Genomic DNA, 23220 nt, shown 5'->3' with positions numbered 1-23220 from the left:
CAAACGTCCGGCCCCGAGGCCGGTCCGCCCCACCTGGAAGGACGCGCCGTGCTCACGGCGTTCTTCGCGACGGCTGTGGCGGGCCGGATCGGCCTCGCCACGACCAACGTCGCTCTCCTGTGGTTCGTGCTCCACCGGACGGGGTCGTTCGGGGCCGCCGGTGCCCTCGGCGCCGGCCTCGCGATCTCCGAGGCCCTGGTCGGGCCGCAGACCGCCCGCGCCGTCGACCGGTTCGGGCAACCCCGGGTGCTGCCGCTGCTCGCCGTCGCGCACGCGGGCGCGGTGCTCGTGGTGCTGGGGGCGACCGGGCCGGGTTCCTCCCGGTCCGCCCTAGTCGTCCTGGGCGGCCTGCTCGGCGCCACCCTGCCCCAGCTCGGGGCGTTCTCGGCCGCCCGCTGGTCGTACCGCTTCCCGCCCGGTCCGGAGTTGTCGCGGGCCTTCGGGTGGGAGGCCACCGCGAACTCCGCCGCCTACCTGCTCGGACCGGCTCTGGGCGTGGCGCTGGGCAGTTCCGGGCACGCGACGTCCGCCGTCCTCCTCGCCGCCACCCTGGTCGTCGGGGCCACCCTGGTGCTGGGGTTCCAGCGACGTTCCGCGCCCCCGGGGCGGCGCTGCGGCCCACGCGGTCGGGTGGGGCTGCCCCGCGGGGTCGGGTTGCCGATCGCGGTGAACGTCGCGATCGGGGTCCACTTCGGAGCCGTGCCCGTGGCGGTGGCCGCCGCGGCCCGCGGGACGGGGGCGGCGACCTCGCTGGTCGTCGCGTCCAGCGCCGGGGGTCTGCTCGCCGGACTGGCTCTCTCGGCGCGGCCCTGGCGCGCACCCGCCCGGCGCCGGCTGCGGGTGAGCGCCACGGCGTTCGGACTGCTGGCGCTCCTGCTGATCGGCCCCTGGCCGGTCCCGGCCCTCGCCGTGGTGCTCTTCGTCGTCGGGGCGGCCGTGCCGCCGGTCCTGGTGGCGACGTCCGTGCTGGCCCGCGACCGCGCCCCGGCCGGCGCGCTGACGAGCACGTTCTCCTGGCTGGCCTCCTGCAGCGCCGCGGGGAGCGCGGTCGCCGCCGCGGGCGCGGGCGGACTCGTCGACGCGGTCGGGCCGCTGGGCGCCTTCGCGCTGGCGGGAGCGGGTGCCGTGGGGGTGAGCGTGCTTGAGAGGATCGTGCGGTGAGACCGCTGCGCCCGACCCGCCTCCTCAGCCTGGAGTCGGGGTTGTGGGCGCTGGACGAGACCCAGCCCGTGGCCGCGCTCCTGGACCTGCGCACCGGGAAGGTCGAGCGGATCGTCAGCTGGCCGGAGGTGCCGGCCGAACCCGTCCCGACCCCGTGGCCGCCACCGCGGCTGCTGCCGGACGGTCCCTCGTTCTGGACCCACCCGCACGGGGACGCACCGTTGGTGCGGATCGGCCCGGACGGGGTGGAACTCGCGGTCTGGACCCACGGGCTGCGGTTGTCGGCGGTGGGCCCGGACGGGGTCTGGTGCGTCCCGTCGCCCCCGCCCCAGGACATCGTCCGCACCGCCGACGGCCGGCCCAGCTGGGGGCTGCAGCCCGCGCAGCTGCTGCACGTCGGCCGCGGCGGTCGACCCCGGCGCACGAACGTCGACGCCCCCGTGCGGGCGGCGCAGGCGGAGGAGTCGGGGTTCTTCATCGCCCTGGACGACGAGCCCTGGCACCTGGAACCCCTGGGGGCCGACCTCCACGAGGTCGTCTGGAACACCCGCTGGTTCCGGATCCCCTGGGGTGCGGAGATCGGCGACGAACTGCGCGACGTCGCGGAACCCGTCGAGCACGGGCCGGAGGTCCGCACCGAGGACGGTCGCGGTACCCACTCCTGGCTGGACCCGTGGAGCGCCGGGGCCGACCGGCACGGCGTCCGGCTCGAAGGGGCCCGCTGGGGTTTCGGCTGGCGGGCGGACGGGATGGCGGCCGCGGCGGGCCACCTGGTCGCCCTGGTGCACAACGCCGAGGGGAACCCGTTGCGCCGGATCGACCTCGGCCGGGGGACGACGACGTCGGCCGCCCTCGTGGGAACCGGTCCGGCCGAACGCCTGACCGTCGCCGTGCGCCGCGACGTCCTGGGGGTGTTGCGGGCCCCGGTCGACGTCCTCACCGTGCAGCGCGGCGGAGACGTCTCCCTCCTGCTGGGTGCGGGTTCCGTCGACGTCGCCGACCACGTCCGCCCGTTGGCCCCGCGGCCGCTGGAGTCGGGTTCCTACGTCCGCCAGGTGCTGGCGAGCAACGGGAGGCTGCAGGAGCACTGGCGCACCGACGAGGGGTTCTTCCCGCTCGTCGAGGGCATGACCGCCGTCCGTGCCCGCCTCGTGGGCGACTGGCCGGACACCTTGCTGGAGTGGACGTTCGAGCACCCGGACCGACCGGGGGCACGGCTGCGGCGACGGATTCCGTTGTTCGACGAGTCGGGTCGGATCACTCCCCCGGACACCGCGGCCGTCGTGCTGATGGAGGACTTCCAGACCGGTCAGGTGCCCGGGACCGAGCACGCCGTCGGCGGGTTCATCGACTTCTGACTCATCGACTTCTGAGCGCCTCCTCGCTCGCGCGCGACGCGATGGACTGCAGCGCGGCGACGTGGTCGCGCAGGGCTGCCGAACCCGTGTCGGTGAGGGCGAGGACGGTCCTGGTGTAGCGACCGGAGGCGACCTTGCGGATGTCGACGTAGCCGGGGGCGGCCAGCGCGGTGAGCTGCTTGGACAACGTGGGAGCGCTCATCCCGCAGTAGTCGGCGACGGCCTTGAACTCCGCCTCGGCGCACCCCGACAGGTAGGCGCAGATCCGCAGCCGGGCCGCGGAGACGAGGACCTCGTCGAGGTCGGGCACGACTCAGGCCTCCGGCCTGCGGCGCAGCGCCCAGAACCAGGTGGCTCCGGAGGCGAGACCGAGGAGGACGAAGACGGCGCTCATCGTGGAGTCCGCCGTGAACCCGACGACGGCGAGTCCGGCGAGGACGAGCAGGAACGTCGTGTGCTCGGTTCGGACCCGGCCGCGGTAGCCGACCAGCCCCCGACGTCGACGCCACCGGTCCGGCAGCAGGAACGCCGCGGTGAGCAGGGCGACGGCTCCCACGAGTGCGAGCAGGTGCGCGGGTCCGTGCCCCTGCCCGAGCAGGACGACGCCCAGCCCGGCGGAGATCCCGGCGGTGACGGCGAGAGAGGTGGGGAGGGGGCTTCACCCCTTCAGCAGGACCAGCACGCTGCGGCCCTGCCACGTCCCCGCCGTGGTCGGCCAGCTCGTGATCCCCTGCGCGGGGTCGGCGCCCGCGTCGGTCCAGCGCAGGACGAACGGGGTCGGTCTCGCCGGCCCCGGGTCGCGGTGGTGGGCGTAGTTGAACTCCAGCAGCGGCTTCAGCACCGGGCCGGCCTCGGCGATGCGCGCGTCGATGACGCCCTGCAGGTACGCCGGGTCGGAGAACTGGTCGATGATCTCGCAGTCGCAGCTGTAGGCCAGCGTCCCGATCTCCCCGGGGGCGGCGACGCGTTCGTCCCCGACGATCCGGGCGAGGTCGGTCCCGGCGGTCCGGTACTCGGCCGGCGTCGCGAAGTTCGCGAACACCGGCGGGTAGCGCCACGGCAGCGGCAGGGCCGCGGACGGCACGCAGACGAAGAGACCCACCAGGGCCAGCACCGACACCGCGCTCATCGGGACCCACGTCACCCGGGACCGCGACCGCTCACCGCTGAGGACGCCGGCCCCGAGCACCGCCGCGAAGGACAGCGACGCCATCGGCGCGACGTAGTACCACTGGTAGGGCGGGACGCCGAGGACGCTGTAGACCGCGAAGTACCCCACCCCGCCGAGCGCCAGACCGAGCACGGCTCCCGTTCCCGGCCGGGCGCGGCGGCGCAGCAGGGCGAGCACGAGCAGGAGGAGGACGACCACCCCGACCAGGGCCGCGGCCACGCTCACCGCGACGGCGCCCGGCGTGTTGAGCGCGTAGTGGGTCCACAGCCCGCGCAGGTAGGTTCGCCCCTCGCCGAAGTTCCGCTGGTTGGTCTTGATGACGAACGTGTCGGGGATGGCCGACCCCAGCCACCACCAGCTGGCCGCGAACCACGGCAGGCAGACCAGCACGCAGACCCCGACGGCGACCGGCAACCGCCGGCGGACACCGCGGCAGGCCAACGCGATCACCACCACGAAGACGACCATGTCGAGACGGGCCAGCAGGCTGAACGCCGCCACCACCCCGTAGGGGAGCGCCCGGCCGGCGAGACCGGCCGAGAGCAGGGCGGTCATGGCGGTGAAGATGAGGACGACCTCCAGCCCCTGGGCGGAGACCAGGAACGGGTTGGCCAGCACCACGACGAGCGCGGCCGCGGGCCAGGCCAGGGACAGGCCCAGCCGCCCCGCCGCCCGGGCCGACCACCATCCCGCCAGCGCACCGAGCAGGGTCGTCAGCACGCCCAGCGCGAGCTCGCCGTCGGGACCGGCGAACGGCTGGACCAGCCGCAGGCAGCCGGCGAGCAGCGCGACGTTCAACGGCGAGGTCGCCGCGTTCGACGTCAGACCGGGGGTCATCCCCCAGTGCGCGTGCTCGGCGACGTTGCGGGCGTAGGCGAGGGTGATGTAGGTGTCGTCGATGAGCCCGCGGGAGGTCACCCAGCTCAGGAGGGCGCCGAGGAACGCCCCGAAGAGGGCGAGCCGCAGAGCCGGGTGGGAAGAACGCATGGGCGCCATCCCACCACACCCCGAGCACGACGACGGGCGGCCACCTCGAGAGGTGACCGCCCGCGGATCGCGAGGAACTCAGGCGTTGGTCAGCGACCGCAGCACGTACTGCAGGATGCCGCCGTTGCGGTAGTAGTCCGCTTCACCCGGGGTGTCGATGCGCACCACGGCGTCGAACTCGACCGTCCCACCGTCGGTCTTCGTCGCGGTCACCTTCACCGTCTTGGGCGTGCGGCCCTCGTTGAGTTCGGTGATGCCGGCGATGTCGAAGCTCTCGGTCCCGTCCAGCCCGAGCGAGGCCGCGGTCTGGCCCTGCGGGAACTGCAACGGGATGACGCCCATGCCGATGAGGTTGGAGCGGTGGATGCGCTCGAAGCTCTCGGTGATGACGGCCTTCACGCCCAGCAGCGCGGTGCCCTTCGCCGCCCAGTCGCGCGAGGACCCGGAGCCGTACTCCTTGCCGCCGAGGACGACGAGCGGGGTGCCCTGCGCCGCGTAGTTCTGCGCGGCGTCGTAGATCGCGGCCTGCGCCCCACCCTGGGTGAAGTCGCGGGTGAACCCACCGGAGACGTTGTCCAGCAACAGGTTCTTCAACCGGATGTTGGCGAACGTCCCCCGGATCATCACCTCGTGGTTGCCACGTCGGGACCCGTAGGAGTTGAAGTCCTGGCGCTGCACGCCGTGGTCGGAGAGGTACGCACCGGCCGGGCTGTCCGGCTTGATGGAACCCGCCGGGGAGATGTGGTCGGTGGTGACCGAGTCGCCGAGCAGGGCCAGCACCTTGGCGCCGGCGATGTCGGTGACCGGCGACGGCTGGGCCTGCATGCCCTCGAAGTACGGGGGCTTGCGGACGTAGGTGGACTCCGCGTCCCAGTCGAAGGTGTTGCCCTCGGGCGTGGGCAGACCCTGCCAGCGCTCGTCGCCGGCGAACACGTCGGCGTAGTCCTTGACGAACATGTCCTTGCTGATGGCCTCGCCGATGACCCGCTCGACCTCGGCCGCGTCGGGCCAGATGTCCTTGAGGAACACCTCGGTGCCGGACTCGTCGGTGCCGATCGGGTCGTGGTCGATGTCCCAGTCCATCGTCCCGGCGAGCGCGTAGGCGATCACCAGCGGCGGGGAAGCCAGGTAGTTCATCTTGATGTCGGGGTTGATCCGGCCCTCGAAGTTGCGGTTGCCCGAGAGCACCGCGGTGACGGCGAGGTCGTTCTCCTGGACGGCGGCCGAGACGGCCTCCGGCAGCGGACCGGAGTTCCCGATGCAGGTGACGCAGCCGTAGCCGACGAGGTGGAACCCGAGCTTCTCGAGGTAGGGCGTGAGCCCGGACTTGTCGTAGTAGTCGGTGACGACCTTGGAGCCCGGCGCGAGCGAGGTCTTGACCCAGGGCTTGACGCTCAGTCCGCGCTCGACGGCGTTCTTGGCCAGCAGCGCCGCGGCGATCATGACCGAGGGGTTGGAGGTGTTGGTGCAGCTGGTGATCGAGGCGATCGCGACCGCACCGTGGTCGATCTCGGTCTCGGTGCCGTCGTCCATCGTGATGGCGACCCGCTTCGAGGGCCGGCCGGTGGCGTGGCCGGGTTCCGCCGGCTCGTCGCGCTCGTCGCTGGAGGAGGCCGAGGGCGCGTCGGAGGCCGGGAAGCTCTCCGCGCTGGCCTCGTCCTGGGAGGAGCCCACCACCGCGTCGACGGTGTCGCTCCGGGCGCTGGAGGCGCTGTTCACGCCGGGGACCTCGTCGTCGACGTAGTCGCCGAGCGCCGCGCGGAAGGCCTCCTTCGCCTCGGCCAGCACGATGCGGTCCTGCGGGCGCTTCGGTCCGGCGATGCTCGGGACGACGGTGGAGAGGTCGAGTTCGAGGTACTCCGAGAACACGGGTTCGGTGCTCGGGTCGTGCCAGAGGCCCTGCTCCTTGGCGTAGGCCTCGACCAGGGCGACCTGGTCGTCGCTGCGGCCGGTGAGGCGCAGGTAGTCCAGGGTCACGTCGTCGATCGGGAAGATCGCTGCGGTGGAACCGAACTCGGGGCTCATGTTGCCGATGGTCGCGCGGTTCGCGAGCGGGACCGAGGCCACGCCCTGGCCGTAGAACTCGACGAACTTCCCGACGACGCCGTGCTTGCGCAGCATCTCGGTGATGGTCAGCACGACGTCCGTCGCGGTCGCGCCCGCCGGGATGGAACCCGACAGCTTGAAACCCACGACGCGCGGGATGAGCATCGAGACGGGCTGGCCGAGCATGGCCGCCTCGGCCTCGATGCCGCCGACGCCCCAGCCCAGCACCCCGAGGCCGTTGACCATCGTGGTGTGGGAGTCGGTGCCGACGAGGGTGTCGGGGTAGGCCTGCAGCTCACCGTCGACCTGGCGCGGGAACACCACGCGGGCCAGGTGCTCGATGTTGACCTGATGCACGATGCCGGTGCCCGGCGGGACGACCTTGAAGTCGTCGAAGGCGGTCTGGCCCCAGCGCAGGAACTGGTAGCGCTCGCGGTTGCGGCCGTACTCGATCTCGACGTTGCGCTCGAAGGCGTCGGGGCGACCGAACACGTCGGCGATGACGGAGTGGTCGATGACGAGTTCGGCCGGGGCCAGCGGGTTCACCTTGGTCGGGTCGCCACCGAGGGCGGCGACGGCCTCGCGCATGGTGGCGAGGTCGACGATGCAGGGAACACCGGTGAAGTCCTGCATGATCACGCGCGCCGGCGTGAACTGGATCTCGGTGTCGGGTTGCGCGGACGGGTCCCAGCCGGCGAGCGCCCGGATGTGGTCGGCGGTGATGTTCGCGCCGTCCTCGGTGCGCAGGAGGTTCTCCAGCAGGACCTTGAGGCTGAACGGCAGCTTTGCCGAACCCTCCACCGCGTCCAGACGGAAGATCGTGTAATCCGTTCCAGCGGCTGTTAGGGTAGCCTTGGCTTCGAAGCTGTTGTGGCTGCTCACCGGGAGCTCCTCACTCGTCTTCCGTCGTCATCGTCATCGATCCGTGCGTGGTGTCGATGCTCCCACCGGCGGGGGCGGGACCGCGCGCGGGGTCCGTCGCGACGGAACTCCCGGGGGATTCATCTCGACCACTTATCTCGACGTCAAGATACCACGCAGGCCGTGGTCGACGGCGAAGACCAGCGCGAACACGCCGAGGAGCGTGCAGTACCCGGCGGTCGCGGCGAGCACCCCGGCGTGCGGCCCCTCCCCGAGGTGCCCGTCGCTCAGCAGCCGGGCGGTGACCCGGCGAGAACGCGTCCGCGCCGCCAGGTAGGTCCACGCGCCCGCACCGCAGCCCACGACCCCCAGGACGAGCGCGAACACCCCCAGCTGGGGGGCCAGCAGCCGGGCACCGGCGAGCGAGCCCACGAGGAGCGCCAGGGCGCTGCGTCGCCAGGCGAGCGCCGTCCGCTCGGGCTGCAGACCCTCGTCGAAGATCACCGCAGGACCAGGCCGGCGAGGACGAGCAGCCCGGCGAGCACCGCGCCGATCGTCAGGGGCGAGGCGAGGGTCGGGGAGGCCAAGGGCGCGCGGAGCCGCATCGCCCGCTCGTCCCGGGCCCACCCGCGCCAGGCCTGCAGCGGGGTGAGCAGCCCGAGGACGATGAGGAGCACCGACGCCGCGAACCGGAACCCGGGCTGCAACGCGAGGTTCAGCCCCTCCAGGGCGACCCCCGCCGCCAGCAGGGCCAGGGAGGTGCGGATCCAGGCCAGGAAGGTCCGCTCGTTGGCCAGCGAGAATCGCGGATCGGGTTCGTCACCGACGCCGTAGACGCTGCGCGGGAACCTCTCGTCACTCACGGTCCCGATCATCCCCCAGACGTGTCGGACGGCGACGGATCACCCGGACGGGGGCACCCGGACGCACTACTGACGGCTTGAGAAGGATCACGCTCGGTCAGCACAGTAGGGGGACGACCCCCCGACGGACTCAGGAGCAGCCCGTGCACCCCACCCTCCCCCGCACCGTCCCCGCGCCGGCCACCCGCACCACCCGCCCCGCCGCGGCCCACCGCGCCCTTCCCGCCCGGCGCGCCCCCCGCGCCGTGGAACTGGGCGACGCCGAGTCCGGCACCGTCCTGACCGCGCTGCTCGCCGGTCTGCGCGCCGTGCCGGACAAGCCCGTCGTCGACGTCCGCACCCGGGTGCTCGACGCGCTCCGCGCGGTGTGGCAGCGCATCGACGTCGACGGCCTGGCCCTGGTCGCCAAGGCCGGTGCCGGCGCCTCGCTCCTCTTCACCGTCGTCCTGCTGGCGTGGCTGGCCTCCGCCGGCCGCCTCGGCTGACCCCGCCCCGAACGCCCAGGAGAACACCGTGCCGCTGCTCGCCCGCCGTCCCGCCCGCTACGTCCCGCGCCACTCCACCCGCGACACCGCGGGGCGGTGGACGGGGGACCGGGTCCTCGACCTCACCGACACCGGCGAGACGCCGGCGCAGGACGTGCTCGCGTCCGTGCTCGCCGGTCTCGACGAGCTCGACCGCGCGGGTCGCGCCTGACGTCAGCCGCGCGGCACGAACCGCGCGACGCACTCCACGTGGTGCGTCTGCGGGAAGAGGTCGAAGGCGCGGAGCCCGTCGAGGACGTAGCCGTGCTCGGCCAGGAACGCGGTGTCCCGGGCGAGCGCGGCGGGATCGCAGGCGATGTAGGCGATCGCGCGCGCACCCAGCGCTGCGATCCCCTGCACCGCCTCGCGACCCGCGCCCGAGCGCGGCGGGTCGAGCACGACGACGTCGACCCGACGGGACGTGAGCTCCACGTCGGTCAGCGACTCCTCGACGGAACCGGCCCACAGCTCGACGTGCTGCTGCCCGTGCAGCGAGCGGCGGGCGTCGCGCACGGCACGTTCCTCACCCTCCACGGCGAGCACGCTCCCCTCCTCACCGACGGCGTCGGCGAGGAGGGCCGTGAACAGGCCCGCCCCGGAGTACAGGTCCAGCGCGCTCTCCCCCGGCTGCGGTTCGAGCGCGGCGAGCACGGCCTCGCCCAGCACGGCCGGGGCCGCGGGGTGGACCTGCCAGAACCCGGCCCCGCCGACGCGGAACGCGTGCTCCTGACCCCGCACGGTGATCCGCTCGCCGACCCAGGTGCGGCCGGACACCCGGTGCAGTCCCTCGGGGGTCCGCACCGCCACGGAGGCGTCGGGCAGCTTCGGCAGGTTGGCGTGCCGTGAGGGCGTCGGGGTGATCACCACCAGCGGTGCCGCCCCGTCGGAACCCGCGGCGACCTCGACGGTCTCCACGTTGCCGAAGCGCTGGTCGAGGACCCCGCTCTCGATCACGGCCCGGGTGCTGATGGGGCAGTCCTGCACGGGCACGACGTGGTGCGAGCGGTGTCCGCGCAGGCCGGTGCGCCCCTCGGCGTCGACGGCGAACTGGGTGCGGGTGCGCCAGCGCAGACCCTCGGGCCCCGCCAGCGGCGCCTCCTCGACGACGACCTCGAGGTCGAGGCCGGCGAGGCGGTGCAACTGCTCGGCGACGACCTGGGCCTTCAGCTCCCGCTGCTTGGCCGGCGTCGCGTGCTGGAAGTCGCAGCCCCCGCACATCCCCGGCCGGGCCACCGGGCAGGCCGGTTCGACCCGCGCCGGGTCGGCCCGCAGCACCCGGACGGCGTCGGCGCGCCAGAACTTCGCGCTCGCCGCCCCCTCGGTGATCCGGGCCACGACCCGTTCCCCGGGCAGGGCGTGGCGGACGAAGACGACGCGGCCCTCGTGCCGGGCGACGCAGTGCCCGCCGTGGGCGACCGGGCCGACCTCGAGCTCGACCTCGGTCCCGGCGGCGTCCGGGCCCGCCTCGGGGCGGGGCGCCCGCGCTCGGGTCCGACGGGCTCGGGTGGGACTGCTCATTCGATCTCCTCGCTGGGGGCGGGACCGAAGGTTCCCCGCCGCACGACCCCGGGGGCGGCACGTTCGACACGGTCCTCCAGGCCCTCGGAACTGCTGAGCTGCCACGGGACGCTGGCGACCATCACCCCGGGCTGGTAGCGCAACCGGGCGCGCAGGCGCAACGCCGACTGGTTGTGCAGCAACGTCTCCCACCAGTGGCCCACGACGTACTCGGGCACGTAGACGACGACGAGGTCGCGCGGGTACCGCTGGCGCAGCGCCTTGACGTGGTCGACGACGGGCCGGGTGATCTCGCGGTACGGGGAGTCCAGCACGGTCAGCGGGATCGGGATCCCCATCTCCTCCCACCGCTTCTGCAGCGCCGCGCTCTCCTCCGGTTCGACGGCCACCGTCACGGCCTGCAGCTCCGTGGGTTTGGCGGCCCGGGCGAAGGCCAGCGCCCGCAGCGTCGGCTTGTGGATCTTCGACACGAGCACGACGCTGCGCACCCCCGTCGGCAGCGCCTTCGGCTTGGAGTCCGGGCCGATCTCGAGCTCCCGGCTCACCGAGGTGTAGTGGCGACGGATGAGCTTCATGTTCACGAACACGATGACCATGGCGAGGATCGCGATCCAGGCGCCCTGGGTGAACTTCGTCAGCAGCACGATGATGAGGACGAGACCGGTCAGCCCGAGGCCGATGCTGTTGATGACGCGCGAACGCTTCATCGAGGAACGCTTCGCCGGGTCGGTCTCCGACTTCAGGTGCCGGGTCCAGTGCCGGATCATGCCGGTCTGGCTCATCGTGAAGGAGACGAACACCCCGACGATGTAGAGCTGGATCAGCCGCGTGACCTCGGCGTCGAAGGCCACGACGAGCACGATCGCGGTGAGCGCGAGAGCGATGATCCCGTTGGAGAACGCGAGCCGGTCGCCGCGGGTGTGCAGCTGCTTGGGCAGGAAACCGTCGCGGGCCAGGATCGAGGCGAGGACCGGGAACCCGTTGAAGGCGGTGTTCGCGGCCAGCACCAGGATCACGCCGGTCGCGGCCGTCACCAGGTAGAACGCGACCGGGAAGTGGTCGAAGACCGTCGCCGCGAGCTGCCCGATCACCGGGTCCTGGACGTAGGAGCCCCCCACGGGGACGCCGTTGCGCAGCAGTTGGGTGGCGGGGTCCTCCGCGAAGCGGATCCCCGTCAGCCGGGCCAGCGCGATGATGCTGACGAGCATCGTGACGCTGGTCAGGCCGAGGAGCAGGAGCGTCGTCGCCGCGTTCTTGCTCTTGGGCTTCTCGAACGCGGGGACACCGTTGCTGATGGCCTCCACCCCGGTGAGGGCGGCCGCCCCGGACGAGAACGCCCGCAGGACGAGGAACGCCCCCGCGACGCTGGTCAGGCCCCCGGAGATGTGGTGCTCGGCGGTCAGGTCCAGCTGGGCGCTCGGCGCGTCGGGCAGGTCCCCGAACAGCAGCCGGGCGAAGCCCCAGATCGCCATCCCGAGGATCGAGAACATGAAGATGTAGGTCGGGATCGCGAAGGCGGCGCCACTCTCACGCAGTCCGCGCAGGTTGGCCGTCATCAGCAGCAGCACCAGCACGACCGCGAAGAGCGCCTCGTGCCCGCGCAGAGCGGGGATCGCGGCGGCGGCGTACTGCGCGCCCGAGGAGATCGAGACCGCCACCGTGAGGACGTAGTCCACCAGGAGCGCGCTGCCGACCGTCAGGCCGGCGTTGGGGCCGAGGTTGACGGTCGCGACCTCGTAGTCGCCGCCCCCGGAGGGGTAGGCGTGGACGTTCTGGCGGTAGGAGGCGACGACCACCACCATGACCAGCACGACGGCCGCCGCGATCCACGGTGAGAACGCGTAGGCCGCGATCCCCGCGATCGAGAGGGTCAGGAAGATCTCGTCCGGTGCGTAGGCGACCGAGCTGAGGGCGTCGGAGGCGAACACGGGCAAGGCGATGCGTTTGGGGAGCAGGGTCTCGGACAGTCGTTCGCTGCGGAACGGCCGCCCCACCAGTACGCGCTTGATCGCGTCCGTCACAGAGGGCACGTCTGGAGATGCTAGGCGGTGACCGGGTGTGCGCCGTGCTCGGAGCGCGCCCCAGGCGGTAGCGTCTGACCCGTGCACTTCGTGATCATGGGCTGTGGCCGGGTGGGGTCGAGCCTGGCCCTCACCGTCGAGCAGCGGGGCCACAGCGTCGCGGTCATCGACCAGAACGCCGACGCCTTCCGCCGACTGGGCCCGACCTTCGCCGGGCGCAGGGTGACCGGCGTCGGCTTCGACCACGACACCCTGGTCGAGGCCGGCATCCACGAGGCCGGCGCCTTCGCCGCGGTGTCCTCGGGGGACAACTCCAACATCCTCGCCGCGCGTGTCGCCCGAGAGAAGTTCGACGTCGACAACGTCGTCGCCCGCATCTACGACCCGGGCCGCGCCGAGATCTACCAGCGTCTCGGCATCCCCACCATCGCCACCGTCCGCTGGACGGCGGACCAGGTCCTGCGCCGGCTCGTGCCCCAGGGGGCGCTGAGCGAGTTCCGCGACCCCTCGGGTCGCGTCGTGCTCATCGAGACGCCCGTGCACGAGGACTGGACCGGGAAGCCGCTCTCGGCCCTGGAGGCTGCGGCCGGGGTGCGCGTCGCCTACGTGACGCGGCTGGGTCAGGGGGTCGTCCCGACCCGCGGCATGGCCTACCAGGACGGCGACATCGTCCACGTGGTCGTCGCCGACGAACGACAGCCGCAGGCCAGCGCCGTGCTCGCCGCGGCACCGGAGGAGGGTTCCTGATGCGCGTCGTCATCGCCGGCGCCGGGATCGTCGGCCGGTCCATCGCCCGTGAACTGCTCGGCAACGGTCACCGGGTGCTGCTCATCGACCGCAGCCCCACGGCCATGAAGATCACCAGCGTCCCCGACGCGCAGTGGCTGCTCGCCGACGCCTGCGAGATCGCCAGCCTCGACGAGGCCGAACTCGCCGACTGCGACGTCGTCGTCGCCGCGACCGGCGACGACAAGGCGAACCTCGTGGTGTCGCTGCTGGCCAAGACGGAGTACGGCGTCCCGCGCACGGTCGCTCGGGTGAACAACCCCAAGAACGAGTGGCTCTTCGACGAGGCGTGGGGCGTCGACGTCGCGGTGTCCACACCGCGCCTCATGACCGCCCTGGTCGAGGAGGCCGTGAGCGTCGGCGAACTCGTCCGGCTCTTCACCTTCCAGCAGGGCCGCTCCTCGATGTCGGAGTACACCCTCGAGGAGCACAGCCCTGTCCTCGGGCGCACCGTCGGCGAGGTCGTCTTCCCCGAGGACACCGTTCTCGTGGCGATCGTCCGCTCCGAGCGCCCGCTGCCGCCCACCCCGGACGACGTGCTCGAGGCCGGCGACCACCTGCTCTTCCTCTCCGTGCCCGACGCCGAGGCGGCGCTGCGGACCATGTTGGGAACCCCGTGAGCGACGAGTCCCCCACCGCGAAGATCGACGAGCTCGTCACCAGGAGCGCCGGCTGGCGCGGGGACATGCTGGCGCAGGCCCGCGCCGCGATCCTCGACGTCGACCCCGGCATCGTCGAGGAGTGGAAGTACATGGGTGCCCCGGTGTGGTCGCTGGGTGGGACCCTCGTCGTCGGGAACGTCTTCACGGAGAAGGTGAAGCTGGGTTTCCTCTGGGGCGCCTCGCTCCCCGACCCCGACGGGTTGTTCAACGGTGAACTCGGCGGCAACCAGCGCCGCAGCGTGGAGTTCTCCGAGGGCGACGAGGTGCGCGTGGAACCCCTGAAGGCCTTGGTGCGCGCCGCGATCGAGCACAACGCGGCCAAGGCCGGGAAGAAGCGCTGAGCCGGGGCTCAGACCTCGGCGACGGGTTCCGGATCGGCCGAGGGAGCCAGCGGGGTGTTCCCCTTGAGCAGCATCAGTCCGGCGATCGCGATGCCTGCCACCAGCAGCGGCCAGCCCAGGGCCAGTTTGCTGATCGCCAGTGCCGTCGTGTTCCCGCTCAGGTAGAGCGGTAGCTGCACGACGGCGCGGACGACGTAGCCGGCGAGCAGCAGCCCGGTCAGCTTCTGGCAGAGCGACACGATGCCCTTGTCACGTCGCCAGGCGGTCGGGTCCTCGGTGACGGCGCCGACGAGGAAACCCACGACGGGCCACCGCGCGAGCATCGAGAGCGCGAACACCACGGCCAGACCCAGGTTGAGCAGGATGCCGGGCAGGAACACGTCCTGGGCCCGTCCCGTGCGGGAGGCGATGAACGCCGCGACCGCGGTGGTGAGGATCCCTCCGAGCGCGTGCTGGAGGGTCTCCCGACGGGCGATGCGGGCCACGAGGGCGACCAGCAGGACCGCGAGGGAGGCACCGACGGAGACCTTGAGGTCGTGGGTCACGAGCCAGCTGACCAGGAAGGCCAGCGCGGGCGCGGCGGAGTCGAGCAGGCCTCGCCACCCACCCAGGGCCGTCGACAACCGGGTCCGGACGAGGTCCTCGACGGTGGTGGGCGGAGTGCTCGGGAGAGGTGGCGAGGGACTCACGCCTTCTCGGAGCAGAGCAGCTCGTAGACGGGGTTGAAGATCACCCGCTGGCCGTCGTCGCACGCGACGAGACCCCTCGCCTTCACCCGGCGCCCGGGCTCGACCCCGGCGATCCTGCGGCGGCCGAGCCAGACCAGCGACACCGAGCCGGAACCGTCGAACAGCTCCGCCTCCAGTGCTGGCACGCCACCGCGGGGCCGCAACGTCACCGACCGCAGGGTCCCGCACACGCAGGCCTTGGTGCGGTCGGGGATCTGCCCGCACGGGGTCCCGCCCTGACGGACGGTCTCCTCCTGCGCCTCCTCGGCGGCCAGGTCGGACTCGGAAGCGGTGAAACGCGCGAGCGCACGCCGCCAGAGCGGCGCACTCAGCACTGAGGACTTCGGCACGGCACCCACGATAGGCCCCTTCACACGGTCTGAGGGAACAACACCACCCGATGTGGTGATGTTCCTCAGCGCACCTCGGTGATCTCGGGTCCGCGCTCGAACGGCTTGAGCTCTTCGCGCCCACCGTTCTGCCCGGGTGCACCCTCGACCTCGACGCCGGCCTCGCCGTCGGCCGCCGCCTGCTCCGGCTGGGGCGGCAGCGTGAGGGGGATGAGCTCGCGCGGGGCCATGGCCTCCCCGCCGCGGACGACGACGACGTCACGGACGACGGCCTCGAGCTCCGCGGCCGCCGCCGCGTCGTGACCGGCGTGCCCGGAGAAGACCGCGCGCAGGAACCACCGGGGACCGTCGATGCCGGCGAACCGGGTCGGCTGGTGGGCCGTGCGGCCGTCCTCGGTGCGCACGGGCAGGCGGCAGAGCAGTTCGCGGCCCAGCGGGCCGTCCTGCTCCTCCGAGGTGCCGCCCTGGGCCACGACGGCGGCGGCGATCTCCTCGCGGATCTCGTCCCAGACACCGGCGCTGCGGGGCGCGGCGAAGGTCTGCAGCTGGACCGTGGAGCCGTTCATCCCGATCGTCACGGCGATGACGCGCTGGGTGGCCTCCTCGACCTCGAAGCGCAGCTCCATGCCCTCGCGGCCGGCCAGGCGCAGACCGCCGAGGGCGAGCCGGGCGTCGTCCTCGTCGACCTCGGACTCGTCGTAGGGACCGTCGGTCCGGTCGAAGGTCTCGCTCGCGACGGCCTTGGCGGGGGCGTCGGCGGCGGCGGCCGCCTCGGCCTCGGGGTCACCGACGACTCCGGCGGCCGCGGAGACGGTCTCGTCCTCGGAGAGGTCCGGACCGAGACCGGCGTCGGTCTTGCCCTTGCGGCGGTTGAACAGGCTCACGGTCGCTCCTCGCGGGACGGGCTGCTGGTCGGGGTGGTCTGAAGAGCGTCGCTGCCGCCGGTCGAGCCGTGGCCACCGGCGCCGCGCACGGATTCCGGCAACTGCGCGGCGGGGACGAAGCGCACCCGCTCGACCCGCTGGACGACGAGCTGGGCGATGCGGTCACCCGCGTGCAGCTCGACGGCCTCGCGCAGGTCGGTGTTGTGCAGCGTGACGCGGATCTCGCCGCGGTACCCGGCGTCGACGGTGCCCGGCGCGTTGAGCGTGGTGAGACCACGCTTGGCGGCGAGTCCGGAGCGGGGGACCACGAAGGCGGCGTAGCCCTCGGGGAGGGCGATGGAGACGCCGGTCGGGACGGTGACCCGCTCCCCCGGCCCGACGACGACGTCGACGCGCGTGGTGAGGTCCGCCCCGGCGTCGCCCGGGTGGGCGTAGGTCGGCAGGGCCTCGGGGACGGTGAGCACCGTCTCGACCGCGAGGGTCTGCTGGAGCTGATCGGTCACGGGGCTCGACACTACCGTTGCGCCCGCGCGTGCGACCCTGACCGGGTGCAGAGCGTGACGCAGGAGACGGGGTGGGACGGCCGCGAACGGTGGTGGCCGGCCTTCACGAGCTGGTTGACGTGGTTGCCGGCCGTCTTCGGGGGTGCCTTCATCGCGTTGCCGATCTGGGGCCCCAGAGGCGCCCTGGTGGGCGCGGTGGTGGGGGCGCTGCTCGGCGTCGGGGTGCTGTTGAGCCTGTCCTGGTCGACGAGCCTGACCGACACGGAGTTCCGCGTCGGACGGGCCCGACTGCCGCTCGCCGTCGTCGAGCAGGTCGACGTCATCGCGAAGGGTGAGCGGCGAGCCGCGCTGGGGCCCGGGCTGGACGCCCGGGCCCACCTCGCGATCCGTTCCTGGATCCCCACCGCGGTGCGGATCCACCTGGCCGACCCGACCGATCCCACCCCCTACTGGGTGGTCTCGACGCGTCAGCCGCAGCGGCTGGCCGCCGAGATCAGGCGGCGCAGTCGTTGCAGATGATGCGCCCGTCGGGCGCGTTGTGCAGCTGACTGCGGTGCACCACCAGGAAGCAGCTGGTGCACGTGAACTCGTCCTGCTGACGCGGGAGGACCCGCACCGACAGCTCTTCGTTGGAGAGGTCGGCGCCGGGCAGCTCGAAGCCCTCGGCCGCTTCCGTCTCGTCCTCGTCGACCGTGCCCGAGCTCTTGTCCGTCCGCCGGGCCTTCAGCTCCTCGATGGAGTCCTCGGGCTCGTCGTCGTTCTTGCGCGGTGCGTCGTAGTCGGTCGCCATGACCCTGCCTCACACTCCATGCCGTCTCGTGGTGCGCTCACCGGACTTCCGGTGCGGCGAGCTCAACACCGCTCGTGCTCGATCCATGCCCGCCCGGACGTCCGGGGACGTGGTCGAGCGAGCACGCATCATGACCTACGCGCGCGCCCAGTTCGAACCGGGGCGGGTCGCAGGACGCTCGCACCCCACGACGCACTTCCGTCCCGCCGTGCACAAGCGTGCTCACACAACGCCTTTGGGGCGTCCACCGCCGTCCACAGACGGACACCCCGGGAGTTGGCCGCGGGGCCGCGGGGCCGTACGCTGAACGCGTCCCCGCCGATCGGCCGCTCGTCCCACGCGCCCAGCGTCGGGCCGCGAGCGCCGGGCCCCCGAGCAGTCCAGGGAGGTGCCGTACCCGTGCAGGAACCCATCTCGTCCCCCACGTTCGTGGCCGAACTGTCCGAGCGCGTCCAGCGGACGCGCGCCACGATCGACTCCGCCGCCGCGAACGGCGACGACGACCTCGCTCAGGCCTTCCTGGACGACCTCGAGGCCCTCGTGGACCTCGCCGCCGCGCACGACGTGGCCCTGCCCGACACCGTGGCCTACCTCGCGGACCGCCAGCACGGTCGGGTCCTCGACCTGCGGTCCAGCCCGAGCTGCGCGACGGCCTGATCGGCTTAGATCCACCTCGACGCACCGGAGCCTGACCCTCGACCCGAGGGTCAGGCTTCGTCGTTCCCGAGGGCCTGCCGCAGGTGTTCGTGCAGGTCAGAGCCTGCAGCGAGCAGTCCGTGGGAGCCGGCCGGCGCCCCGTCGAAGTCCGTCACGACGGCTCCGGCCTCGGTGGCCACCAGGAGCCCTGCCGCGAAGTCCCAGGGGTTGAGCCCCCGCTCGTAGTAGGCGTCGACCCGCCCCGCGGCCACCGAGCACAGGTCGAGCGAGGCCGTCCCGACGCGCCGCAGGTCCCGGACCCGGGGAAGCAGCCGCGCCACCACCGCCGCCTGCTCGGCCCGGCGCCCGGCGTCGTAGCCGAAGCCCGTGGCGACCAGCGCCTGGCCGAGCCGGGGTCCGGCGGAGGTGGTGAGGCGCCGCGTTCCCCGGCTGTCGGTCAACGTCGCCCCCAGGCCCCGGGCCGCCGTCCAGGTCTCCGCCTGGGAGGGGTCGACGACGGCTCCGGCCAGCACCGTCCACGTCGCCGGGTCGGGCCGTTCGGGTGATTCCTCGTCGAGGACGACCGCGACGCTCACCGCGTAGGCCCGTAGGCCGTAGAGGTAGTTGACGGTGCCGTCGATCGGGTCGACGACCCACGTCAGCCCGCTGCGCCCGGGCTCGAAGCCGCCCTCCTCGCCGAGGAAGGCGTCCTCGGGGCGCAGCCGGGCGAGCTCGGTCCGCAGCAGCTGCTCGGAGGCGGTGTCCATGGCCGTGACCACGTCGGTGGGGCTCGACTTCGTCGCGGCGACCTCGACCCGGTCCGGACGCCCCGCGGAGATCAGCTCCCCCGCGGCCAGGGCGACCGTGACGGCGATCTCGCGCAGCTGCGCGACGTCGGGTGCGGGGCGGCTCACCCGTGGGCCACGACGGGGGCCCGGAAGTCCTCACCGGTCGCCGCCGGCAGGGCGGCCCGCAGGTTGCGGCAGCAGTCGACCGGGCAGACCGTGTGCGAGGCCCCGAGGGCACCGCTGGTGGGTCGGGCGGGGTGCCCGCCCCGGGCCTCCTCGGCGCGTTCCTCGACGAGGTCGACGAGACCGGCGACGAACTGCGCGTGCGCCCCGACGGTGGCCGCGCGGGAGAAGGGCAGGCCGATCTCCTCGGCGGTCTCCGCGGCCTCGGTGTCGAGGTCGAACTTGACCTCCATGTGGTCGCTGACGAAGCCGATCGGGGCCACGACGACACCCGGTACGCCGTCGGCGTGCAGGGCGCGCAGGTGGTCGTTGACGTCGGGTTCCAGCCACGGCTGGGTGGGCGGGCCGCTGCGGGAGCAGTACACGAGGTCCCAGGGCAGGTCGTGCCCGGCCCGCAGCGAGGCCTGGCGGGCGACCTCGGCGGCCACGGCCTCGTGCTGGCGCACGTAGGCGCCGCCACCCGCGGCCGGCGGCCCGGAGACGTCGTTCATGGCGTCCGGGATGCTGTGGGTGACGAAGACCACCCGGGCCCCGGTGCGCGTCTCGGCGGGGAGGTCCTCGAGGGCGTCGGCGACCGCCTGGGCGTTGACCCCGGTGAAGGCCGGGTGGTTGAAGTAGTGGCGGATCTTGTCGACCTCGAGTTCGCGCCCCTCCTCGGCCAGGGCCTGCAGCGACTTCCCGAGGTCCTCGCGGTACTGCCGGCAGCTGGAGTAGGAGGAGTAGGCGCTGGTGAAGACGGTGAGCACCTTGCGGGCCCCGGCCTCGTGCGCCTCGCGCAGGACGTCGGTGACGTAGGGCTCCCAGTTGCGGTTGCCCCAGAGCAGCGGCAGCCCACCGAGCCCCCGGGCGTCGAGCTCCACGCGCAACTGGGTCAGCAGTTCCTTGTTCTGGTCGTTGATCGGGCTGCGCCCGCCGAAGTGCAGGTAGTGCTCGGCGACGGCGGCCAGGCGTTCGCGCGGGATGCCGCGGCCGCGGGTGACGTTCTCCAGGAACGGCATCACGTCGTCGGGGCCCTCGGGTCCACCGAAGGAGAGGAGCAGGAGGGCGTCGTACGGGGTCGCGTCACTCACGTCGTCATTCTCAGCACACCGTGCGGGTGTGCGCGCCCCGGGGTCGGAGGTGGCAGAGTGCACCCGCGATGATGATCGACCACACACAGCCGGGAGGACGCCCCTCATGCAGGACCTGAGGCTCGTCGGGGTCCACGACGACGGGGAGCACGTCGTGCTCGTGGCGACCGACGGCAGCCGGTACCGGTTGCGGGTCGACGAGGCGTTGCGCGCGGCCGTGCGCCGTGATCGCGCCCGCCTGGGTCAGCTGCAGATCCAGATGGAGGCGCAGCTGCGGCCCCGCGACATCCAGGCCCGGATCCGGGCCGGGGAGACCGCCGAGGACGTGGCCGCCGCGGGTGGGCTGACGCTGGAGCACGTCCGCCGCTACGAGGGACCGGTCCTGGCGGAACGGGCCCACGTGGTCGGCCTCGCCCGGCGCACGCCGTACGGGCGTTCCTCGGTCGCGGGCAGCCTCGACGACGTCGTGGTCTCCCGCCTCTCCGCCCGTGCCGTCGACCCCGAGGGTGCCCGCTGGGACGCCTGGCGCGAGGACGACGGGTCCTGGACGGTGCAGTGCGAGTTCGTCGCCGGTGGCCGTGGCCGCGTCGCCCGCTGGGGGTTCGACGCGAGCGCCCGGGTGCTGTCCGCGCTCGACGACGAGGCCCGCTGGCTGAGCGAGGAGGAACCGAGCGAACCGGGGCCGCTGCCCGCCCGTCGGCTCGTCTCCGTCAACGGTGAGGGCCGCGCCGGCGAGCGCGTCTACGACGTCGAGGCCGACGGCGGGGTCCGGACCAACCAGACCGACGACCTGCTCGACGCCCTCGACCACCAGCGCGGGGTCCGCCCCGAGTCCGCGCAGCCACCGGCCCCCGACAACTCCGGATCGGCCCCGCGCGTCGACGACCTGACCGCCGACCCGCCGCCGGCGCACCCCGCGGCCTCGGCCCCCGACGAGCTCGAGGACCGGACGGTCCTGCCCGGCCACGAGCCGGCACCCGTCGAAGCCGAGGAACCTGCGGCCGAGGAACCTGAGGCCGGGGAACCCGAGGCCGTCGAACCGGAACTGGAACCGGCCCCGGAGTCCGAACCGGAGATCGCGGCGGAGGCTCCTGTCGAGAAACCCGCTCCCCGGCGCCGCAACCGCTCCGCCGGCCGCAGCGGCGGTTCCTCGGGCTCCAAGCGCCCGAGCGTCCCGAGCTGGGACGACATCATGTTCGGGACGAAGAAGGACTGATCAGCAGAAGACGCTGAACAGCGGCACGAGGCGTTCCAGGTCGGAGAGCGCCCCGTGCTGTCCGACCAGGCGCAGGGTCTCGGGCCGCATCCGGGCGGAGTTCACGACGGCGATCGGTTCGCGCATGACGGCGAGGACGTCGCCGATGCGCCCGGCGACGCGTTCCTCGACGGGGCCGAACCAGCCGGCGGCGATCGCCTGCTCGCGCAGCACGACCTCGGCGGAACCCCCGAACCGGGCCTGCCAGGTCTGCGCGACCTGCTGCGCCGCACCGGGTTCGGTGTAGAGCTGGACGGTCCGGGGTTCTCCACCGGCGTGTCGAACACCCCGCAGGAGTTCCGGTTCGGCGGCGAGGTCGAGACGGTCCGGCGGGGCGACGTCGACCATGCCGTGATCCGCGGTGACGAGCAGCAGGGTCCCCTTCGGCAACCGGCGGGCCAGCTGTCCCAGGGCCTCGTCGACGCGTTCGAGTTCCGCGGTCCACTCCCCCGACTCGACCCCGGAGCCGTGACCGGTGTGGTCGAGCTTCCCCCAGTAGAGGTAGGTCAGCTGGCGCGGGGCCGAGCGGACCGCGGCGACGGCGGCGTCGACGCGGGCCTCGAGGCGTTCCGGGGTCCCGACGAAGCGTCCGCCGCGCAGGGCGGCCTCGGTCAACCCCGAACCGTCGAAGTGCGGAGGGGCCACGCGGACGACGTCGACCCCGCCGGCGACGACCTGCTGGAAGACCGTGGTGTGCGGTTGCCAACGGCGCGGGTCCACCGCGCTGTCCCACTGGAGTTCGTTGAGCAGCACGTCCCGGTCGGGGTCCAGGACCTCATAGCCGACGAGACCGTGCCCGCCGGGGGCGAGACCGGTGCCGAGCAGACCCATGCTGGTCGCCGTCGTCGTCGGGAACCCGGCGGTGAGGGTGCGGTGCAGGCCGTCGGCGCGCCAGCGGCGCATCGTCGGCGCGTGCCCGGACCGGCTCTGCAGGGCGAGGTCGCCCATCCCGTCGATCAGGACGAGGCAGACCCGTTGCGCCCCGGGGAGGAGCAGGTCGGGTGAGGCGTCGGCGAAGTCCGGCAGCCGCAGGGCCCGGGCGACCGCGGGGAGGAGGTCGGCGAGGGTGTCGCGACCGTAGCCGGGGGCGGGGAGCAGCACGCTCAGCGCGAGGTGACGGCGGACAGCGCGCGGGCGAAGGCGAGCGCGGCGGCGACGGCGTCGGCCCCCTCGGCCGCACCGGCGATCCGCACGGTCAGGTCGTCGCCGGTGAGGGACCCGGTGTAGCCGTGGTCGGCCTCGCAGTCGGGGTCGGGGCACGACGCCGGTTCGAGGTCGACGCGGTGCAGCGCACCCCATCCCAGCGTCAGGCTGACCTCCGCGGGGGTGCTGCCGACGCGGTGGTCGGCCGGTCGGGTGACGACCTGGGAGACCACGACGGAGTGCACCCTCGTCAGCGGGACCGACTCCGTCGAGCAGATCGCGTAGGCCTCGCTCGCGGTCTCGTCGGGGGCGTGGTCGTCGGCGTGCGCCACGACCAGGCGGGTCGGGGTCGTGGCCAGGACGGTGACGTGGCGTCGCACCTCGTTGGCGTCGAACGTCGTCTCCGGGTGCACGAGGTGGAACTCGACCGGCTCGCCGGCGACGGCGGTGCGCAGGCTGTCCGCGACGAGGGTCGGGTAGTAGCCGGCCCGCTCGAGGTCGGTGAGCAGTCGGGCGGGGAGGTCGGTGCCCTCGCGGGTGTCGGTGCGCTCGCGCATGCCACCATCCTCGCGCACGTTGCGGCCGCGCCTC

Annotated in this window: 27 protein-coding genes; 10 read left to right on the top strand and 17 right to left on the bottom strand. The window is 73.0% G+C overall.

All coding sequences use genetic code 11. The annotated features are described in order from the left end of the window. Window positions 1-48 precede the first annotated feature (48 nt). Window positions 49-1161 (top strand): MFS transporter, encoded by a 1113-nt coding sequence (locus SJY07_RS23090; RefSeq protein WP_380161693.1) that lies wholly within the window; start codon window positions 49-51, stop codon window positions 1159-1161. Then, entirely contained in the window at window positions 1158-2519 is a 1362-nt protein-coding gene (locus SJY07_RS23085) for a hypothetical protein (RefSeq protein WP_380161692.1), read from the top strand. The genes SJY07_RS23090 and SJY07_RS23085 overlap by 4 nt, the downstream gene beginning before the upstream one ends. 1 nt (window position 2520) lies before the next feature. Here SJY07_RS23085 and SJY07_RS23080 read toward each other — a convergent pair whose 3' ends face one another. From SJY07_RS23080 to SJY07_RS23055, 6 genes are all read right to left on the bottom strand, one after another. Continuing rightward, the gene (locus SJY07_RS23080; protein WP_380161691.1) at window positions 2521-2829 is read right to left on the bottom strand and encodes a transcriptional regulator; all 309 of its coding nucleotides are present in this window, start codon (window positions 2827-2829) and stop codon (window positions 2521-2523) included. 3 nt (window positions 2830-2832) lie between these two features. After that, window positions 2833-3075 carry a hypothetical protein gene (locus SJY07_RS23075; RefSeq protein ID WP_380161690.1) on the bottom strand — a complete coding sequence of 81 codons (243 nt, stop codon included), beginning with the start codon at window positions 3073-3075 and terminating at the stop codon, window positions 2833-2835. Window positions 3076-3177: 102 nt separating this feature from the next. Then, on the bottom strand, window positions 3178-4677 hold the full coding sequence (locus SJY07_RS23070) for a hypothetical protein (protein ID WP_380161689.1): 1500 nt from the start codon (window positions 4675-4677) through the stop codon (window positions 3178-3180). 78 nt (window positions 4678-4755) lie between these two features. Further along, window positions 4756-7605, bottom strand: coding sequence for an aconitate hydratase (locus SJY07_RS23065; protein ID WP_380161688.1), 2850 nt, complete (start codon window positions 7603-7605; stop codon window positions 4756-4758). A 132-nt stretch (window positions 7606-7737) separates the two neighbouring features. Beyond that, complete coding sequence (locus SJY07_RS23060; protein WP_380161687.1) at window positions 7738-8088, bottom strand: DUF202 domain-containing protein; 351 nt, start codon at window positions 8086-8088, stop codon at window positions 7738-7740. Beyond that, window positions 8085-8459, bottom strand: a complete 375-nt coding sequence (locus tag SJY07_RS23055) for a YidH family protein (RefSeq protein ID WP_380161686.1) — start codon at window positions 8457-8459, stop codon at window positions 8085-8087. The genes SJY07_RS23060 and SJY07_RS23055 overlap by 4 nt, the downstream gene beginning before the upstream one ends. A 131-nt stretch (window positions 8460-8590) precedes the next feature. Between SJY07_RS23055 and SJY07_RS23050 the strand changes: the two genes are divergently transcribed. Continuing rightward, window positions 8591-8932: a hypothetical protein gene (locus tag SJY07_RS23050; protein WP_380161685.1), complete on the top strand. Its 342-nt coding sequence runs from the start codon at window positions 8591-8593 to the stop codon at window positions 8930-8932. A 28-nt stretch (window positions 8933-8960) separates the two neighbouring features. Beyond that, window positions 8961-9143, top strand: a complete 183-nt coding sequence (locus tag SJY07_RS23045) for a hypothetical protein (protein WP_328291900.1) — start codon at window positions 8961-8963, stop codon at window positions 9141-9143. 2 nt (window positions 9144-9145) lie between these two features. Here SJY07_RS23045 and SJY07_RS23040 read toward each other — a convergent pair whose 3' ends face one another. Next, window positions 9146-10489 carry a class I SAM-dependent RNA methyltransferase gene (locus SJY07_RS23040; RefSeq protein ID WP_380161684.1) on the bottom strand — a complete coding sequence of 448 codons (1344 nt, stop codon included), beginning with the start codon at window positions 10487-10489 and terminating at the stop codon, window positions 9146-9148. After that, window positions 10486-12519, bottom strand: a complete 2034-nt coding sequence (locus SJY07_RS23035) for an APC family permease (RefSeq protein WP_328291902.1) — start codon at window positions 12517-12519, stop codon at window positions 10486-10488. The genes SJY07_RS23040 and SJY07_RS23035 overlap by 4 nt, the downstream gene beginning before the upstream one ends. A gap of 72 nt (window positions 12520-12591) precedes the next feature. On the opposite strand from SJY07_RS23035, the gene SJY07_RS23030 reads away from it, so the two are divergent. Genes SJY07_RS23030 through SJY07_RS23020 form a run of 3 tightly spaced genes read left to right on the top strand, consistent with a single transcriptional unit; the run spans window position 12592 to window position 14299 of the window. Then, window positions 12592-13257, top strand: a complete 666-nt coding sequence (locus SJY07_RS23030; protein WP_380161683.1) for a potassium channel family protein — start codon at window positions 12592-12594, stop codon at window positions 13255-13257. Continuing rightward, the gene (locus SJY07_RS23025; RefSeq protein WP_328291904.1) at window positions 13257-13916 is read left to right on the top strand and encodes a TrkA family potassium uptake protein; all 660 of its coding nucleotides are present in this window, start codon (window positions 13257-13259) and stop codon (window positions 13914-13916) included. The genes SJY07_RS23030 and SJY07_RS23025 overlap by 1 nt, the downstream gene beginning before the upstream one ends. After that, window positions 13913-14299, top strand: a complete 387-nt coding sequence (locus SJY07_RS23020) for a DUF1801 domain-containing protein (protein ID WP_380161682.1) — start codon at window positions 13913-13915, stop codon at window positions 14297-14299. The genes SJY07_RS23025 and SJY07_RS23020 overlap by 4 nt, the downstream gene beginning before the upstream one ends. An 8-nt stretch (window positions 14300-14307) precedes the next feature. On the opposite strand, the gene SJY07_RS23015 is transcribed toward SJY07_RS23020, so the two are convergent. The 4 genes from SJY07_RS23015 to dut are packed head-to-tail and all read right to left on the bottom strand — an operon-like array spanning window position 14308 to window position 16725. After that, complete coding sequence (locus tag SJY07_RS23015; RefSeq protein ID WP_380161681.1) at window positions 14308-14988, bottom strand: DUF3159 domain-containing protein; 681 nt, start codon at window positions 14986-14988, stop codon at window positions 14308-14310. Next, on the bottom strand, window positions 14985-15386 hold the full coding sequence (locus SJY07_RS23010; protein ID WP_380161680.1) for an OB-fold nucleic acid binding domain-containing protein: 402 nt from the start codon (window positions 15384-15386) through the stop codon (window positions 14985-14987). The genes SJY07_RS23015 and SJY07_RS23010 overlap by 4 nt, the downstream gene beginning before the upstream one ends. 56 nt (window positions 15387-15442) lie before the next feature. Next, entirely contained in the window at window positions 15443-16261 is an 819-nt protein-coding gene (locus SJY07_RS23005) for a DUF3710 domain-containing protein (protein ID WP_380161679.1), read from the bottom strand. Further along, complete coding sequence (gene dut, locus SJY07_RS23000) at window positions 16258-16725, bottom strand: dUTP diphosphatase (protein ID WP_380162488.1); 468 nt, start codon at window positions 16723-16725, stop codon at window positions 16258-16260. The genes SJY07_RS23005 and dut overlap by 4 nt, the downstream gene beginning before the upstream one ends. Before the next feature lie 84 nt (window positions 16726-16809). Here dut and SJY07_RS22995 point away from each other — a divergent pair, with 84 nt between their 5' ends. Beyond that, window positions 16810-17283, top strand: coding sequence for a DUF3093 domain-containing protein (locus tag SJY07_RS22995; RefSeq protein WP_380161678.1), 474 nt, complete (start codon window positions 16810-16812; stop codon window positions 17281-17283). Here SJY07_RS22995 and SJY07_RS22990 read toward each other — a convergent pair. Beyond that, entirely contained in the window at window positions 17258-17554 is a 297-nt protein-coding gene (locus SJY07_RS22990) for a DUF4193 domain-containing protein (protein WP_328291911.1), read from the bottom strand. The genes SJY07_RS22995 and SJY07_RS22990 overlap by 26 nt on opposite strands. 399 nt (window positions 17555-17953) lie before the next feature. On the opposite strand from SJY07_RS22990, the gene SJY07_RS22985 reads away from it, so the two are divergent. Further along, on the top strand, window positions 17954-18211 hold the full coding sequence (locus SJY07_RS22985) for a hypothetical protein (RefSeq protein WP_380161677.1): 258 nt from the start codon (window positions 17954-17956) through the stop codon (window positions 18209-18211). 50 nt (window positions 18212-18261) lie between these two features. On the opposite strand, the gene SJY07_RS22980 is transcribed toward SJY07_RS22985, so the two are convergent. Together SJY07_RS22980 and SJY07_RS22975 are read right to left on the bottom strand one after the other, a co-directional pair. Beyond that, window positions 18262-19104 (bottom strand): inositol monophosphatase family protein, encoded by an 843-nt coding sequence (locus tag SJY07_RS22980; protein WP_328291913.1) that lies wholly within the window; start codon window positions 19102-19104, stop codon window positions 18262-18264. Continuing rightward, window positions 19101-20231, bottom strand: coding sequence for a ferrochelatase (locus SJY07_RS22975; protein WP_328291914.1), 1131 nt, complete (start codon window positions 20229-20231; stop codon window positions 19101-19103). Before SJY07_RS22975 ends, SJY07_RS22980 begins: the two co-directional genes overlap by 4 nt. Before the next feature lie 106 nt (window positions 20232-20337). Between SJY07_RS22975 and sepH the strand changes: the two genes are divergently transcribed. After that, the gene (sepH, locus tag SJY07_RS22970) at window positions 20338-21447 is read left to right on the top strand and encodes a septation protein SepH (protein WP_380161676.1); all 1110 of its coding nucleotides are present in this window, start codon (window positions 20338-20340) and stop codon (window positions 21445-21447) included. On the opposite strand, the gene SJY07_RS22965 is transcribed toward sepH, so the two are convergent. After that, window positions 21448-22587, bottom strand: coding sequence for an alkaline phosphatase family protein (locus tag SJY07_RS22965; protein WP_380161675.1), 1140 nt, complete (start codon window positions 22585-22587; stop codon window positions 21448-21450). Between the two features lie 2 nt (window positions 22588-22589). Further along, window positions 22590-23186 carry a DUF5998 family protein gene (locus tag SJY07_RS22960; protein ID WP_328291917.1) on the bottom strand — a complete coding sequence of 199 codons (597 nt, stop codon included), beginning with the start codon at window positions 23184-23186 and terminating at the stop codon, window positions 22590-22592. Window positions 23187-23220: the final 34 nt, after the last annotated feature.

The sequence above is a fragment of the Kineococcus sp. R86509 genome, assembly GCF_042466365.1.
Classification (GTDB): domain Bacteria; phylum Actinomycetota; class Actinomycetes; order Actinomycetales; family Kineococcaceae; genus Kineococcus.
Note: the sequence above shows the minus strand (reverse complement) of the source record. Positions and strands in the feature narration are given on the sequence as shown.